The organism is Brasilonema sp. UFV-L1, assembly GCF_012912105.1.
Lineage (GTDB): Bacteria > Cyanobacteriota > Cyanobacteriia > Cyanobacteriales > Nostocaceae > Brasilonema.
The window spans coordinates 114272-128988 of sequence record NZ_QMEA01000002.1 but is presented as its reverse complement, the minus strand read 5'-3'; the positions used below and the strand labels follow the sequence as shown (position 1 = coordinate 128988).

19 protein-coding genes are annotated in these 14717 nt (G+C 41.1%); 16 read left to right on the top strand and 3 right to left on the bottom strand.

The window, feature by feature from the left end; translation table 11 throughout:
• Positions 1–136: 136 nt before the first annotated feature.
• A complete protein-coding gene (locus tag DP117_RS01330) occupies positions 137–382 on the top strand; it encodes a type II toxin-antitoxin system Phd/YefM family antitoxin (protein WP_069350686.1) in 246 nt (81 codons plus the stop codon).
• Complete coding sequence (locus DP117_RS01325) at positions 379–777, top strand: type II toxin-antitoxin system VapC family toxin (RefSeq protein ID WP_169216533.1); 399 nt, start codon at positions 379–381, stop codon at positions 775–777. Before DP117_RS01330 ends, DP117_RS01325 begins: the two co-directional genes overlap by 4 nt.
• A gap of 48 nt (positions 778–825) precedes the next feature.
• Here the strand turns inward: DP117_RS01325 and DP117_RS01320 are convergent, their stop codons facing one another.
• Both DP117_RS01320 and DP117_RS01315 read right to left on the bottom strand, forming a co-directional pair.
• Complete coding sequence (locus tag DP117_RS01320; RefSeq protein ID WP_169216532.1) at positions 826–1668, bottom strand: nucleotidyltransferase domain-containing protein; 843 nt, start codon at positions 1666–1668, stop codon at positions 826–828.
• 11 nt (positions 1669–1679) lie between these two features.
• A complete protein-coding gene (locus DP117_RS01315) occupies positions 1680–3098 on the bottom strand; it encodes a site-specific integrase (protein WP_211175850.1) in 1419 nt (472 codons plus the stop codon).
• Positions 3099–3545: 447 nt separating this feature from the next.
• On the opposite strand from DP117_RS01315, the gene nifK reads away from it, so the two are divergent.
• From nifK to DP117_RS01270, 9 genes are all read left to right on the top strand, one after another.
• Positions 3546–5081, top strand: coding sequence for a nitrogenase molybdenum-iron protein subunit beta (gene nifK / locus DP117_RS01310; RefSeq protein ID WP_169216531.1), 1536 nt, complete (start codon positions 3546–3548; stop codon positions 5079–5081).
• Between the two features lie 208 nt (positions 5082–5289).
• Positions 5290–5616 (top strand): Mo-dependent nitrogenase C-terminal domain-containing protein, encoded by a 327-nt coding sequence (locus DP117_RS01305; RefSeq protein ID WP_169216530.1) that lies wholly within the window; start codon positions 5290–5292, stop codon positions 5614–5616.
• Between the two features lie 88 nt (positions 5617–5704).
• A complete protein-coding gene (nifE, locus tag DP117_RS01300) occupies positions 5705–7129 on the top strand; it encodes a nitrogenase iron-molybdenum cofactor biosynthesis protein NifE (protein ID WP_169216529.1) in 1425 nt (474 codons plus the stop codon).
• Positions 7129–8475 (top strand): nitrogenase iron-molybdenum cofactor biosynthesis protein NifN, encoded by a 1347-nt coding sequence (gene nifN, locus DP117_RS01295; RefSeq protein WP_169216528.1) that lies wholly within the window; start codon positions 7129–7131, stop codon positions 8473–8475. Before nifE ends, nifN begins: the two co-directional genes overlap by 1 nt.
• Positions 8476–8574: 99 nt before the next feature.
• Positions 8575–8988, top strand: a complete 414-nt coding sequence (gene nifX, locus DP117_RS01290; RefSeq protein WP_169216527.1) for a nitrogen fixation protein NifX — start codon at positions 8575–8577, stop codon at positions 8986–8988.
• Positions 8985–9461 (top strand): NifX-associated nitrogen fixation protein, encoded by a 477-nt coding sequence (locus tag DP117_RS01285; protein WP_169216526.1) that lies wholly within the window; start codon positions 8985–8987, stop codon positions 9459–9461. Before nifX ends, DP117_RS01285 begins: the two co-directional genes overlap by 4 nt.
• Before the next feature lie 146 nt (positions 9462–9607).
• Positions 9608–9829, top strand: coding sequence for a CCE_0567 family metalloprotein (locus DP117_RS01280; RefSeq protein WP_169216525.1), 222 nt, complete (start codon positions 9608–9610; stop codon positions 9827–9829).
• Positions 9826–10143, top strand: a complete 318-nt coding sequence (gene nifW / locus DP117_RS01275; protein WP_169216524.1) for a nitrogenase-stabilizing/protective protein NifW — start codon at positions 9826–9828, stop codon at positions 10141–10143. Before DP117_RS01280 ends, nifW begins: the two co-directional genes overlap by 4 nt.
• 10 nt (positions 10144–10153) lie before the next feature.
• Positions 10154–10954, top strand: coding sequence for a HesA/MoeB/ThiF family protein (locus DP117_RS01270; protein ID WP_169216523.1), 801 nt, complete (start codon positions 10154–10156; stop codon positions 10952–10954).
• Between the two features lie 32 nt (positions 10955–10986).
• On the opposite strand, the gene DP117_RS01265 is transcribed toward DP117_RS01270, so the two are convergent.
• Positions 10987–11142, bottom strand: coding sequence for a hypothetical protein (locus DP117_RS01265; protein WP_169216522.1), 156 nt, complete (start codon positions 11140–11142; stop codon positions 10987–10989).
• Positions 11143–11205: 63 nt separating this feature from the next.
• On the opposite strand from DP117_RS01265, the gene DP117_RS01260 reads away from it, so the two are divergent.
• The 5 genes from DP117_RS01260 (at position 11206) to DP117_RS01240 (ending at position 14687) form a co-directional block, all read left to right on the top strand.
• A complete protein-coding gene (locus DP117_RS01260; RefSeq protein ID WP_169216521.1) occupies positions 11206–11580 on the top strand; it encodes an iron-sulfur cluster assembly accessory protein in 375 nt (124 codons plus the stop codon).
• A gap of 110 nt (positions 11581–11690) precedes the next feature.
• Positions 11691–11990, top strand: coding sequence for a 2Fe-2S iron-sulfur cluster-binding protein (locus DP117_RS01255; protein ID WP_169216520.1), 300 nt, complete (start codon positions 11691–11693; stop codon positions 11988–11990).
• A gap of 187 nt (positions 11991–12177) precedes the next feature.
• Positions 12178–12429, top strand: a complete 252-nt coding sequence (locus DP117_RS01250) for a FeoA family protein (protein WP_169216519.1) — start codon at positions 12178–12180, stop codon at positions 12427–12429.
• Between the two features lie 23 nt (positions 12430–12452).
• A complete protein-coding gene (locus tag DP117_RS01245) occupies positions 12453–13409 on the top strand; it encodes a heme o synthase (RefSeq protein WP_169216518.1) in 957 nt (318 codons plus the stop codon).
• A 621-nt stretch (positions 13410–14030) separates the two neighbouring features.
• Positions 14031–14687 (top strand): class I SAM-dependent methyltransferase, encoded by a 657-nt coding sequence (locus DP117_RS01240; protein WP_169216517.1) that lies wholly within the window; start codon positions 14031–14033, stop codon positions 14685–14687.
• The last annotated feature ends 30 nt before the right edge of the window (positions 14688–14717 follow it).

Here is a 14717-nt window from a genome sequence, read left to right as displayed (position 1 = left end):
TTTTCGCGCTTTATTAGCCCAACCCTACATGATCGAGCGATCGCGCTTCTTTGTTAATAGACCTTTTGGCCGCAATGTAATTTCTAAAATTATCAATTATAATAAACTTAGTTTGTAGACTTAGTTTAAAATTATTATGGAAACAGTCAATATCCACCAAGCTAAAACGAATCTCTCACGCCTTTTGTCGCGGGTAGAACTTGGAGAAGAAATCATTATTTCAAACCGAGGCATTCCGATTGCCAAGCTGGTTCCGTTTCGATCCTCATCCAATCGACGGAGTAGTCTAGGGCAAGATCGAGGGCGTTTTGTAGTGCCAGAGGACTTCAACGCTCCTTTACCGGAAGATATCCTAGCAGCATTTGAGGGTAGCCAGGAGTGAAACTTTTGCTGGATACGCAGTGCTGGTTATGGTGGTTTGCCCAACCAGAGCGTTTGAATGAGGAGGCGATCGCGCAGATTAATGACGAAACTAATGAATTGTGGCTTTCTGTTGCTAGTGTCTGGGAAATGGGGATAAAAGTTGCTATCGGAAAGTTGCCGTTGCCAGAACCGCTCGACAGCTACATTTCCAGTCGGATGGTACAGTTGGGGGTGCGATCGCTTTCGATTACAGCATCTCATGCAATACTTGCATCTGCGTTACCCTTACATCATCGAGATCCTTTTGACAGAATGTTAATTGCACAAGCGATCGCTGAGGATATGGTGCTGGTGAGTGCCGATCCTATATTCAAACAATACGACGTTTCAGTGCTTTGGGCTGCAAGCTCATGAGATATTGCTGTACCCACCAAAGTGATCGCATTCCAGCATGACATCACCTCACAGATTTGATATCACACTTAAATCATGCGCGATTCCTTCAAGGATTGCAATCGCTTCTGCGATGGATCTTGCATCAACATTTAGCAAGATAAATGCTGATTCAACCCGCGCTCGATAATGCTGAGGACAAGTACTAAAGGTGTCTGCAATTGCCACTGCTCCTTTTTCATTTAACAGGTATGCTTCATTGAGCGCAAATAACACCTGATTCATGCACGCTACACTACGAAAACAGCAACCTGCTGCATAGGCAACATCACCACGTGCGATGGCTTTTGCTGCAACCAATAGTGAGAAATTAATTTCCCAAGCAAACTTGTCAATAGTTGCTTGTTTAAGTTGAGCGGGATAAGGTATTGTCTTTGTCTTTAGCATTGCCATAACACCATGCGGATCGTGAAGCGGCTGACAAAATGCAATTTCGCCCATATAAATTGACGACACGAAGCCGTGAGGATGTCCTGGTTGATAATCGATGGTAATTCTGCCTGCTTGGCAAGCGTCTATCACACGACTAACCTGGGATATATCACGATAAAGGAAATCTACAGGAACACGATTAACCTGTAACCAACCGCCGCCATTAATCCATTTGCCCCATTCACCAATTGATGTGATTAGATTCGCGCGATGGTTGTCGTCGAGTTCAGAGGCGAGGTGATTTAAACCAGCTAGATTGGGCGGATTTTCTGGCTGATAGTAAATCCCCAAATCCACATCTGACTTTTCAGTATAGTTGCCTCGTGCCCGTGAACCACCCAGCACAATAGCTGTAACTCCTTGAATTGACTGCAAGCGATCGACAATATGGCTGACGAAGTGAGGTAATGGCTGATTCATGATGTTGATTGTTAACTTTGCTTATAAACTAACTCCATTTTTAACTTCTCAATCTCCAATTTCAACTTTTCATTCTCCATCCTCAGTTTAGTATTTTCTTCCTTAATTAACTCAATCTCATTCTTCTTACTCAGAGCCTGATTAATCGCTAACTTCCGCATATCCAGCGAAAACCAACGCTGATAAGTTTGGGTGTGAACTTGCACACTATGCCCTAAATTATCTGCTGCTGCTTTGATTGGTATTCCTAGAATATGCGCTCGAATTGCCCAAGCGTGACGTAAATCATAAGGCTTAAAATCCAATCCAATTTTCCGGAACCACCAACTCATTCGTTGTGTTAATGCCGTTATTTCTGCATGATTATTCTTGTCTTTTTTACTGATTGCGATTGCTAGCATCTCTAAATATTTAGGATTTCTTAAATCAAAGTCTGAAATCCATTCTTTATGTAAAGGTAATGCTTGTCTTTCACCAGTTTTACAATCTTTATGAACTTTCCATGTCAAGTCTATATTCTCTTGACTTAACCACCAATCAATATCCGGATTAATAAAAAGTTCCCGTGGTCGTAAACCAAAAACTGCTAACATTCCATATGTCCATCGCCAAAGCTGCCAACTATCTTTAACATCTTGATTAACTTGATTGCCTCTGTTCTTGAGATAATCTTCAAACTTACTCATTCCTGCGGATATTTCAGCATCTGTAGGTATATTTCGGGAATGATTTTCAGGTATTTTTGAATATTTTGATAAGTCAATGTCGATTTTGAATGTCAGACAGAATGCAGATATAGCTCTAGTTGCATTATATTTAGCCCATTCTTTCTCAATTTTTTCTATTGATTTTATCAGATTTTCAGCAGTTGCTAAATCTTGAGGATTAGTGTATCGCTTTGTTCTAGAAAAGTAATAAAAAAAAGTATGTTCGCTTTTGGTGGTGCGTTTATGATTTTTGAAATACTCATTTTCAAATTGTTCAAGTAACTCTCCTATCGTTTTTAAGTCTTTTTTCGTTGCTTCATTACCTAAATATTTCTCATTCCATTCAAAGGTTTTCCGAGCAATTAACTTTCCTAATTCATAAGATTCTTCCTCAGCTGTTTTTAATCCATCCAAATTAGCAGGAATATTCAAGCTAATATTGTATTGTTTTCTTCCAGTGCCATTTGTGTCTTTATCTCCCGGTTTAATTGGTAACGTCGCTCGTAATTGCAGACTTCCATTAGACTCCCTGATTGTCACCTTTGTCTTTGCAGACTTCAAACGTAGATTAACTTTCTCTAACTCTTGTAGTACTTTTGTTCTCATATGCTCTCTTTGCTGTTGTGCTTGCAGACTTGAGCCAAGAAAACTGCCATCGGTAGATGAAACTGGCTCCAAGTCTGCAAAAGCTTGCTGATACTTGTCAAAATCCTGGTTATGCATTGCTGTGTTTTTAGCCTATATTTAGCCTAAAAATAAATGTGTTACCAGCAAACAATGTTTAAAACTGACACTGCTTACTGTAAACATTAGGCTATTTAAAGCTATTTAATCATAAAAAGGATTACTCCGGTCCTTATCACGGTTATGATGGCTTCGCTATCTTTGCTCGCGACATGGATCTAGCACTCAACAGCCCCACCTGGGGATTAATCGGTGCTCCTTGGAATAAAAACGCTAAAGCTAAGGCTCAGGCTAAGGCTGTTGCCTAAGGAATACCTCGTTACCAGGCTGAGCCTGGTAACGCATTAGGGGAGGCTGAGCCTCCCAGGGCAAACAAGATTGGTGAGGCAAAGCCTCAGGCTAGGCATTCCCAGGCTCAGCCAGGGAACCAGACAACAAAAAAACTAAACCACACGTAACAAATCCAGCAAGCTTGGAGATAGAGAAATGCCTCAGAATCCGGAAAAAATTCAAGATCACGTCGAGCTGTTCCACCAGCCAGAGTACCAGCAGCTATTTCAAAACAAGAAAGAGTTTGAAAACGGACACGACCCTGAAGAAGTAAAAAGGGTTGCAGAATGGACGAAGAGTTGGGAGTATCGTGAAAAGAACTTCGCTCGTGAAGCTTTAACTGTTAACCCTGCTAAAGGTTGCCAACCTTTAGGGGCAATGTTTGCTGCTGTCGGTTTTGAAGGCACTCTACCTTTTGTCCAAGGTTCCCAAGGTTGCGTTGCTTACTTCCGCACCCACTTAACCCGTCACTACAAAGAACCATTTTCCGGCGTGTCTTCTTCCATGACTGAAGACGCAGCGGTGTTTGGTGGACTGCAAAACATGATTGACGGCTTAGCAAACTCCTACCAACTCTACAAGCCCAAGATGATTGCTGTCTGCACCACCTGTATGGCAGAAGTTATCGGTGATGACTTGGGTGCTTTTATCACTAACGCTAAGAATGCAGGTTCAGTTCCTGAAAATTTCCCAGTACCTTTTGCTCACACTCCTAGCTTTGTTGGTTCCCACATCACAGGCTACGACAACATGATGAAGGGTATTCTTTCTAACCTGACTGCAGGTAAGAAGAAAGAAACCAGCAATGGTAAAATCAACTTCATCCCTGGTTTTGACACTTATGTTGGTAATAACCGGGAAATCAAGCGGATTTGTAATCTGATGGGTATCGATTACACCATTCTGGCTGATAACAGCGACTATCTGGATGCACCTAACACAGGTGAATTTGATATGTACCCAGGTGGTACTCCTCTGGAAGAAGCTGCAGATTCAATTAATGCTAAAGCCACAGTTGCTCTGCAAGCACACTCTACTCCCAAGACTCGCGATTACATCGCCAAAGAGTGGAAGCAAGAAGTTGTTGTTTCTCGTCCTTGGGGTATTAAGGGTACTGATGAGTTCTTGATGAAACTCAGTGAATTGACTGGTAAACCCATTCCCGAAGAACTGGAAATCGAACGTGGTCGAGCAGTGGATGCGATGACTGACTCCCACGCATGGGTTCATGGCAAGCGCTTCGCTATCTACGGTGATCCAGATCTCGTGTACAGTGTAGTGGGCTTCATGCTGGAAATGGGTGCTGAACCTGTACATATCGTTGTTCACAACTCCAACGATGAGTTTGCGAAAGAACTTAAAGAGTTACTAGAATCTAGCCCTTATGGCAAGAGCGCAACTCTCTGGGCTGGTAAAGACCTGTGGCATATGCGTTCTTTGTTGTTCACTGAACCCGTAGACTTGCTCATCGGTAACTCATACGGTAAGTACTTGTGGCGTGACTGCAAGGTTCCTCTCGTAAGAATTGGCTATCCCATCATGGACCGCCACCACTTCCACCGCTACGCTACTGTCGGCTATCAAGGTGTGATCAACCTCCTCAACTGGGTCGTCAATACTATCTTCGACGACATCGACCAAAACACCAACATTCCTTCTAAGACAGATATTTCCTACGACTTGATTCGTTAGAAATTTCATTCACCTGCGACGTGCTAACAAAGGAAAAGGAAAAGGTAGTAACGATGAATGGATTGATTAGTGGTTAGTAGTTAGTAGTTAGCGGTTATTTCTAAGAAAAATGAATTAACAATTAACAACTAAAAACTGACATTGTGTCCACTATTCATTCCTCATCTTACTTACCAGTTCCTTTTACCTTTTTCTTGAGTTATTTAATATGAAAACTATAACTCACACTCATAATCACCAAAATCACCATCCACCTACTCAGAAAAAATCAAGTTCATTAGATATTTTATATCCTTTGCGCTATCTGGTGGATGGAATCCAAGTAAAAAATGCTCGACTTGCTCATCTTATTTGCCGAATAATTCCTTGCTGTTGTCCCTTTGAACGCAGTATCAAATTCTTTGGATATACCTTTCATATTCCTCCACTATGTAAACTCAATCCTTTGTACGATAATTTTGTAGGATTGCGTTTTCGAGCATTATCTTATCTAACGGATGAGTGTGGAGAGGATGTTACGAAATATATTTGCTAGTCATGATTTGTTCGTGAGTGGTTAGTGCCAAAAGAACAGATGACAACTAACAGCTAATAATTCATGTCCTCTATCCTGTCATAAAGAAATGAAAATCACCCAAAGTAAAAAAAACGAGTTGCTCACTCAGCCTGGGTGTGAACACAATAAAAGCAAACATGGAGACAAGAAAAATAAGTCTTGCACGCAACAACCCAAACCTGGAGCTGCTCAAGGGGGTTGTGCTTTTGATGGTGCAATGATTGCTTTAGTACCTATTGCTGATGCTGCTCATTTAGTTCACGGACCGATCGCCTGCTCTGGTAATTCTTGGGGAAGTCGTGGTAGTCTTTCTTCTGGTCCAACGCTGTACAAAACAGGCTTTACCACTGATTTGGATGAAACTGATGTTATCTTTGGTGGTGAAAAAAGGCTGTACAAAGCAATTCTGGAAGTAGAAAATCGCTATAAACCGACTGCGGTTTTTGTCTACTCTACCTGTGTGACTGCCTTAATTGGTGATGATATAGATGCTGTTTGTAAAACTGCTGCCCAGAAAACAGGAATTCCTGTGATTCCTGTAAATGCACCAGGATTTATCGGTAGCAAGAATTTTGGTAACCGTCTTGCTGGTGAAGCTTTGTTGGATTATGTTGTCGGAACAGCTGAACCAGAATTCACCACGCCATATGACATTAATCTCATTGGTGAGTACAACATCGCCGGGGAAATGTGGAATGTTCTGCCACTGTTTGAGAAATTAGGTATTCGAGTTTTGGCAAAAATGACGGGTGATGGTCGCTACAAAGAAATTTGTTATGCTCACCGTGCTAAGCTCAATGTCATGATTTGCTCAAAAGCGCTACTTAACATGGCGACAAAAATGGAAGAGCGCTATGGCATCCCCTATATTGAGGAGTCTTTCTACGGCATAGAAGACATGAACCGCTGTCTGCGGAATATTGCTGCAAAGTTGGGTGATCCCGATTTGCAAGAACGTACAGAAAAGCTAATTGCAGAAGAAACTGCGGCTTTGGATGTGGCTTTAGCTCCGTATCGTGAGAAACTTAAAGGTAAACGTGTTGTTCTTTATACTGGTGGCGTGAAGAGTTGGTCAATGATCTCAGCGGCTAAAGACTTGGGAATGGAAGTCGTTGCGACCAGTAGCAGGAAAAGTACTGAGGAGGATAAAGCAAAAATCAAGAAGTTGCTTAGTCAGGATGGCATCATGCTAGAACAAGAAAGTCCTAAGGAACTTCTGCGAATCATCAAGGAAAAGAATGCTGATATGTTGATTGCGGGAGGTCGCAATCAATACACCGCTTTGAAAGCTCGGATTCCTTTTCTACACATCAACCAGGAACGCCATCATCCGTATGCAGGTTATGAAGGAATGGTGGAAATGGCACGAGAATTGTACGAAGCGCTTTATAGTCCTGTGTGGGAGCAAGTACGCAAAAGAGCACCGTGGGAAACAACTGAAGTTCTTGAGCAAGCAATTTCTTCTTCATCTGTTTTACTGGAGGACAGCTAATGGCAATTGTAACTGTGACAAACTCATCAGTTGCTGTGAATCCTCTGAAACTTAGTCAACCTTTGGGTGCTGCTTTGGCTTTGTTGGGATTGAAGGGAATGATACCTCTATTTCACGGTTCCCAAGGCTGTACTGCTTTTGCTAAATCCATGTTGGTGAAGCATTTCTGTGAGTCGATTCCCCTTTCTACCACAGCAATGACGGAAGTTAGCACTATCTTGGGTGGGGAGGAAAATGTTGAGCAAGCTATTGTTACCCTAGCCGAGAGGACAAAGCCAGAAATTATTGGTTTGTGTACAACTGCCTTGACAGAAACCAGAGGTGATGATATGCCGCGATTTATTAGGGAAATTCGCGATCGCCACCCAGAACTCAATCATCTACCAATTGTATTAGTCTCGTCTCCTGATTTTAAGGGCACGTTGCAGGATGGTTATGCTGCTGCTGTTGAAAGCATAATTAAGGAACTTGCCCAAAAAAGCGACAAGCAAGATGCTTATCCCACGCAAGTCGTGATTTTGCCGAGTTCTGCTTTCACGCCTGGAGATGTTGAGGAAATCAAAGAGATTGTTACTGCTTTTGGCTTGAAGCCGATTGTTGTTCCTGATCTTTCTGCTTCACTCGATGGTCATTTAGAAGATTCTTACAGTGCTGTAACTGCTTGTGGGACAAGCTTAACAGAACTCCGAGAGATTGGTAATTCCGTATTCACCTTAGCTCTCGGTGAGAGTATGCGCTCTTGCGCGCAAATTTTGCATGAACGCTTTGGGATTCCCTACGAGGTGTTTGGTGAACTGACTGGATTAGAACCAGTGGATAATTTTTTGCAAGCATTGGCAGATTTGAGTGGTACTAGTGTACCAGAAAAATACCGCCGCCAGCGCCGTCAGTTGCAAGATGCTATGCTCGACACTCACTTTTATTTTGGTTGCAAACGAGTATCCTTAGCATTGGAACCAGATTTATTGTGGTCAACAGTTCATTTCCTCAAATCGATGGGAGCTGAAATTCATGCAGCGGTGACGACGACTCGCTCTCCTCAACTGGAAAAACTTCCTATCCATACTGTCACTATAGGTGATTTGGAAGATTTTGAGCAACTCGCACCGACATCTGACTTGCTTATTGGTAACTCTCACACAGTTGCTGTTGCGAATCGATTAGGAATTCCTGTTTATCGTCAGGGGTTTCCTATTTTTGACCGCTTGGGTAATGGTCTATTTACTAAAGTGGGTTACCGAGGTACGATGCAGGTTTTGTTTGAGATTGGGAACATTTTTTTGCAGGTTGAGGAAGCAAAAATTCAGCATCCTGGAAAGTTAAAAGTTTTAAGTTCTGAAATCTAAATTATAAATAAGTTGTGAGTTATGAATTATGAGTTGTCGTAAATGCATTTTTACTACTCATTACTCATCACTCATAACTTGAGGAGAGGAGAATTAAGCATGAAGATTGCCTTTACAACAAGTGACCGAGTTCACATCAATGCTCACTTTGGATGGGCGAAAGAAATTGATGTGTATGAAATTTCTGACGAAGGTTATGAGTTTTTAGAAACTCTTTCTTTTGATGGTGACCTTAAGCAAGATGGTAATGAGGATAAGCTCACACCAAAACTTAATGCACTGAATGACTGCAAGATTGTTTATGTTGCAGCAATTGGAGGTAGTGCAGCGGCTCGACTCATTAAGAAGGGTGTGACTCCAGTTAAAGCACGTTCTGAAGAAGAAGAGATTGCCGATATTCTCAACAAGTTAGTGCAAACTCTTAAAGGTAATCCTCCGCCTTGGCTGCGTAAAGCTTTACAAGCAAAACCCCAAAGTTTTGAAGATGAATTAGAAGAGGAAGCAACAGTATGAGTTTCACTAATAATGTTAATGGAACATCCTCAACCGAAACCTTAGACTCGCCTTTTATCAAGGCAATCGTGCAACAATTCCGGGGTCAAGATAGTTATGGAACTTATCGGAATTGGTCGGATGAGTTGCTGCTCAAACCATTTATTGTCAGCAAACAAAAGAAACGGGAAATTTCGGTTGAGGGTGAAGTTGACCCAATGACTCAGGCAAGAATTATGGCATTTTATCGTGCTGTGGCTGCCTGTATTGAAAAGGAAACAGGTCTTTTGTCTCAAGTTGTGATTGATTTGAGTCATGAAGGATTTGGCTGGGCACTTATCTTTTCTGGTCGTCTTTTGCTAGTTGCAAAAACTTTACGAGATGCACATCGCTTTGGTTTTGACTCTTTGGAAAAATTAGCAGAAGAGGGAGAAAAGTTTGTACAAAGTGCTGTTGATTTGGCTAAGCGTTTCCCGGAAGTAGGTCGGATTTAAAAATCTTCAAGAATGAAGAGTAAAAATTATTTTTTTAGAATTCATAAGTTTTTGAGCAAAGCCACTAAACGCTCTTGGCTTCTAAATTCTGATTGATTTTTCTCTTCTCTCTTCCATTTTATTTTTTAAGAAATCAGGAGGTGTTGATGGCACAAGCTGAGGAAACATCTACTATTGAGGAGCTGAAAACTCAGATAAAACGCCTCAATAGTAAAGCAGGTCAGATGAAAATGGATTTGCATGATTTGGCAGAGGGATTACCAACAGATTATCAACAACTTATGGATGTTGCCTCCCAAACCTATGAAATTTATCGTCAGTTGGACGAACTTAAGCAACAGCTAAAACAACTGGAGCATGGAAAATGACCTGGGATTATGATAAATTTAAAAAACTTGAAGATGCAGAAGAGTATTTTGAGTTTTTTCAACTTCCTTACGACCAAAAGGTTGTGAATGTAAATCGTCTGCATATTTTGAAAAAGTTTTCTCAATTTATTAAAGAAATTGATGAGAATGATACTGACCTGAGTATTTCAGATAGGTTCAGTAAATATCGCGAAGCGCTACAACAAGCCTATCAAGTCTTTCTTGAATCAACACCCCAGGAACAAAAACTGTTCAAAGTGTTTAACCAGAAGCCGAAAAATGTAGTCACGCTGACAGAAATCACATCGGATTAGGAGGTAAAAAGTGGTAAATCTAACGCCCACTGAGTTGGAACGTTACCGTCGTCAAATGATGCTTCCTAATTTTGGCGAAACAGCACAGAAGCGCCTCAAGTCAGCGACGGTTCTGGTGACAGGTGTAGGAGGATTAGGCGGTACGGCGGCACTATACCTTGCAGTAGCTGGCGTTGGGCGGCTGATTTTAGTCCGGGGTGGTGATCTGCGGCTTGATGACATGAATCGTCAAATTCTGATGACGCATGATTGGGTAGACAAGCCGAGGGTGTTCAAAGCAAAAGAAACTCTCCAAGCCATCAATCCTGATGTTCAAGTGGAAGCAGTTCATGAATATGTCACCCCGGAAAATGTAGACTCCTTGGTGCAATCAGCTGATATGGCTCTTGATTGCGCTCATAATTTTACAGAGCGTGATCTGTTAAATGAGGCTTGCGTACGCTGGCGTAAACCTATGGTGGAAGCAGCAATGGATGGGATGGAGGCTTATTTGACGACGATTATTCCTGGTGTGACTCCTTGTTTGTCTTGCTTATTTCCTGAAAAACCTGATTGGGATAGGCGTGGCTTTTCTGTTCTCGGTGCTGTTTCTGGAACACTCGCTTGTTTAACAGCACTGGAGGCGATCAAGTTGATCACTGGGCTTAGTCAACCTTTGTTGTCAGAACTTTTGACAATTGACTTAACCCGGATGGAGTTTGTCAAACGCCGTTCTCACCGCGATCGCTCTTGTGCTGTATGCGGTAATAGTGCGCCTTGGAGATACTCACAATCTCAACCTCTAGAAACTACGAGTCATTGCAACAAGTAGTATTCTCTATGTTGGTATCTTCGTTGATTGCTCTAGCGTTTGCCATAACTTTGTTTCTCAGAACGTCTAAAAATCCCAAATCCCCCAAATCCAATGTTGCAGCTTTTGCTTGCATTGACTGCTTTATTCAGTGTCTGTTTTTTTTCAGGAGTACCAATACAAGTGCTGATTGCAGTCAGATTACTCATCACCACGCTCACAAGTTCACATCTTGAATCACAACAACTAATTTCTACCAATTAGGAGGTTAGATGACGGTTACTTTGACGGAAAAAGCAGAATTTCACCTGCGGATGTTGTTACGAGGTTCTGCTTCCGACGAAACCAATACACCAACTAAAGGTATCCGCATCTCTGTTAAAGATGGTGGTTGCAGTGGCTATGAGTATGCAATGGAAGTCACAAGTAAGCCACAACCAGATGATTTAGTCAGCCAGCAAGGCAAGATGCTTGTTTACATAGATGCTAAAAGTGTACCGTTATTGGAAGGCTTGGTTATCGATTTTGTAGAGGGAGTGATGGAAAGCGGATTTAAATTCATCAACCCCAAGGCTACTGATACCTGCGGCTGTGGAAAGTCATTTAGAACAGCTGATTGCTCCTCAGCAGGTATACCTTGTAGCTAAATAAGTAAAAAGTAAAAAGTAAAAAGCTAAAAAATGTTTTTTGACTTTTGACTTTCTTACACCCTTGAAGTCATAAAACCTAACTGTACCGCGTGTGAGAAAAATCAAAAATGGCTACATACCAAGTTAGATTAATCAACAAGAAAGAAGGTCTAGATACCACAATTGAAGTGGATGAAGAGACAAATATCCTAGATGCAGCCGAAGAAAACGGTATTGATTTGCCTTTTTCTTGTCACGCTGGTGCTTGCTCTAGCTGTGTTGGGAAAGTTGTTGAAGGTGAAATTGACCAATCAGAGCAAAGCTTTTTGGATGACGAACAAATGTCTAAGGGTTTTGCTTTACTTTGTGTGACTTATCCACGTTCTGATTGCACGATTAAGACTAACCAAGAACCATACTTGGTTTAGTTCATATCTTGTTGCCATGTTTTGAACAGTAAGGAAATTTCTTTCCTTATTTGTATAGAGACGTAGTATGCTACGTCTCTCAAACTTCAAATCAAGGTACTATAGCAATCTGAAATCAGTTGTAGACAACAAAGTTCCCGACTTTTTAAAGAAGTCGGGAATCTAATTTTTTGAGTTTTATTTATTAATGTTTTCTAAATTTCGTGTCACTGGTTCCTCACTAGAATTGCTCAAAAAAGGAGAGCGAGGAATCATCAAGTTCTGCAACATTAAGGACGAAAAATCTCTCCAAGAGATGATATCAATGGGGATAATACCAGGAACTTCCATCACTGTAGAACAGCACTTTCCTTGTTTTGTCATCACAGTAGGAGAAAGACGATTGACACTAACTCGGGAATTGGTTCAAAAAATTTATGTTCGCATTGATGATGAGTGAACACATGAGGAATTCGTCAAATCATGATTGAGGACACCGCTACACGCCACCATCAAAACTTTCTACAAGTCATTCACAGTTATTATCAACTCACAAAGCCTCGGATTATCCCCCTGCTACTTATGACAACTGCTGGTAGTATGTGGATTGCGTCTGGTGGAAAAGTCAACCCAGTATTGTTGCTTGTCACTGTCTGTGGTGGAACTTTTGCTGCTGCAAGTGCTCAAACGATAAATTGTATTTATGATCGCGACATTGATGATCAAATGGAACGTACACGCCACCGACCTTTGGTTTCTGGTCGTGTACAGCCATCGCATGCTTTAATATTTGCGATCGCCCTTGCTTGTCTTTCCTTCATCCTACTTGCTGTCTTTGTCAACTTGCTCAGTGCCCTATTAACAATGTCTGGTATTGTCTTTTATGTGGGCGTCTACACTCACTTACTCAAACGGCATAATCCTGCAAACATAGTCATTGGTGGTGCTGCTGGGGGAATTCCAGCGTTAGTTGGTTGGGCGGCGGTCACAGATAGTTTAAGCTGGGCTGCATGGTTACTATTTGCAATTGTCTTTTTGTGGACACCTCCTCATTTCTGGGCTTTAGCATTGATGATCCGTGATGACTATGCCAAAGTTGGTGTACCCATGCTTCCTGTTGTTGCTGGTAATGTTGCTGCAACTCGCCAAATTTGGGTGTACTCTTTACTTCTTATCCCCAGTACATTTTTGCTCTTCTATCCGCTTCATGTCACAGGTGTTGTTTACACCTGTATTGCTATTATACTAGGAGCTTTTTTCATCAAAAAAGCTTGGGCGCTATTGTACAATCCAGATGATAAACAATTAGCACGTTCTCTATTTCTCTACTCAATTTTCTATATGATGTTACTCTGCGCTGCAATGGTGATTGATAGTTTGCCTTTAACTCATCAACTAACCAGAGACATTTTAGATTTTGTGTTAGATTTTGTGTTTTAAATAGAAAATGACTCGTCAAAAAGAAGAAGGGAAAAGGTAAAATATATCTTACCTTTTCCCTTACAAATTACCTACTTGCTCATCTCACATCCAAAATCAAACTGAGAAATGTATTGTTCCAGATATTGAGGTTGCTTGAGAAAGCCAGCCACTTTCTAAAGCAACAGCAACTATCGTGTTAATACTAGCTTCTGATAAACATTTCCGTCTTCAGTAAATTTACTAATACACTAATCATATCTAATATCTCCTTACTGAAATGAGGATTGAGCTGAAAGAGAACAAAATTTTTTAGCTTTCTAGAGTGCTGGTACATTAGTCACACATTGGGCTAAAAAACTCGGTAACTTTATCGTTGAACTCACGAAAACTCAGTCTGTCTAGCAAATAGAAACTAAGTTTTTAAAATTACTATACCAGTGCTCTAGAAAAAAGTTACCTAACATTAATCATTTTATTAGTGATCTTAATCACTGCTTTGAGTTACTGACTTCTGCAATTGTCGTTTTTTGATGAGATTAATTTATATTTCGTCATGAAAAATTTAATAGTATTATTTCTGTTAAAGAGCTGATGGTTTGTAAATAACATCAGCTTCCATATCTCTAACTTATATGCACTATGTCTGAGTTAAATAATTATCAATCTGAAGGTCAAGTTTTTGAGCGTGATTGGTCTGCGTACTATAATGCTGTTGTGGGTCGTCCGCCACGAGACACTTTACTTAAAGCTTTAGGGTATTTTGACATAGAAAGTCTCAACCGAAACGAGACTTCTGTCCTATACTCACGGTTTGCGGTTGATTTAGGCTGCGGGGAAGGGCGAGATACAGTAGAACTCTTACGTCGGGGTTGGCGAGTTTTAGCTATGGATGGTGAAGCTGAAGCAATAGCACGTTTATTAGAACGCCCAGATATTAATCGCCAACTTTTGGAAACTCGGGTCGTTGCTTTTCAAGATGTCATGCTACCAGAATCAGTCGATTTAGTAAACGCCAGCTTTTCACTACCATTTTGTTCACCGGAATCTTTCCCTAGTTTATGGGAAAAGATAATTTCATCATTGCGTTCTGGTGGTCGTTTTTGTAGACAATTGTTTGGTAACCATGATTCTTGGGCTATTTATGCTTCCATGAATCACCATACACGTCAACAAGTAGAAATGTTGCTGCAACCTTTTGAAATAGAAATCTTACAGGAAGAAGATCATCCTGGGAAAACACCTATAGGAGAGGAGAAACATTGGCATATTTTTCATATTGTTGCGCGGAAAAAGTAAGTACTGTCTATCCATTCATGACTAGATAGA

Coding starts and splice junctions, on each gene's coding strand:
- DP117_RS01330 (WP_069350686.1), top strand. CDS start 137: ATGGAAACAGTCAATATCCACCAAGCTAAAACGAATCTCTCACGCCTT.
- DP117_RS01320 (WP_169216532.1), bottom strand. CDS start 1,668: ATGAATCAGCCATTACCTCACTTCGTCAGCCATATTGTCGATCGCTTG.
- DP117_RS01315 (WP_211175850.1), bottom strand. CDS start 3,098: ATGCATAACCAGGATTTTGACAAGTATCAGCAAGCTTTTGCAGACTTG.
- nifK (WP_169216531.1), top strand. CDS start 3,546: ATGCCTCAGAATCCGGAAAAAATTCAAGATCACGTCGAGCTGTTCCAC.
- DP117_RS01305 (WP_169216530.1), top strand. CDS start 5,290: ATGAAAACTATAACTCACACTCATAATCACCAAAATCACCATCCACCT.
- nifE (WP_169216529.1), top strand. CDS start 5,705: ATGAAAATCACCCAAAGTAAAAAAAACGAGTTGCTCACTCAGCCTGGG.
- nifN (WP_169216528.1), top strand. CDS start 7,129: ATGGCAATTGTAACTGTGACAAACTCATCAGTTGCTGTGAATCCTCTG.
- nifX (WP_169216527.1), top strand. CDS start 8,575: ATGAAGATTGCCTTTACAACAAGTGACCGAGTTCACATCAATGCTCAC.
- DP117_RS01285 (WP_169216526.1), top strand. CDS start 8,985: ATGAGTTTCACTAATAATGTTAATGGAACATCCTCAACCGAAACCTTA.
- DP117_RS01280 (WP_169216525.1), top strand. CDS start 9,608: ATGGCACAAGCTGAGGAAACATCTACTATTGAGGAGCTGAAAACTCAG.
- nifW (WP_169216524.1), top strand. CDS start 9,826: ATGACCTGGGATTATGATAAATTTAAAAAACTTGAAGATGCAGAAGAG.
- DP117_RS01265 (WP_169216522.1), bottom strand. CDS start 11,142: ATGAGTAATCTGACTGCAATCAGCACTTGTATTGGTACTCCTGAAAAA.
- DP117_RS01260 (WP_169216521.1), top strand. CDS start 11,206: ATGACGGTTACTTTGACGGAAAAAGCAGAATTTCACCTGCGGATGTTG.
- DP117_RS01255 (WP_169216520.1), top strand. CDS start 11,691: ATGGCTACATACCAAGTTAGATTAATCAACAAGAAAGAAGGTCTAGAT.
- DP117_RS01250 (WP_169216519.1), top strand. CDS start 12,178: ATGTTTTCTAAATTTCGTGTCACTGGTTCCTCACTAGAATTGCTCAAA.
- DP117_RS01245 (WP_169216518.1), top strand. CDS start 12,453: ATGATTGAGGACACCGCTACACGCCACCATCAAAACTTTCTACAAGTC.
- DP117_RS01240 (WP_169216517.1), top strand. CDS start 14,031: ATGTCTGAGTTAAATAATTATCAATCTGAAGGTCAAGTTTTTGAGCGT.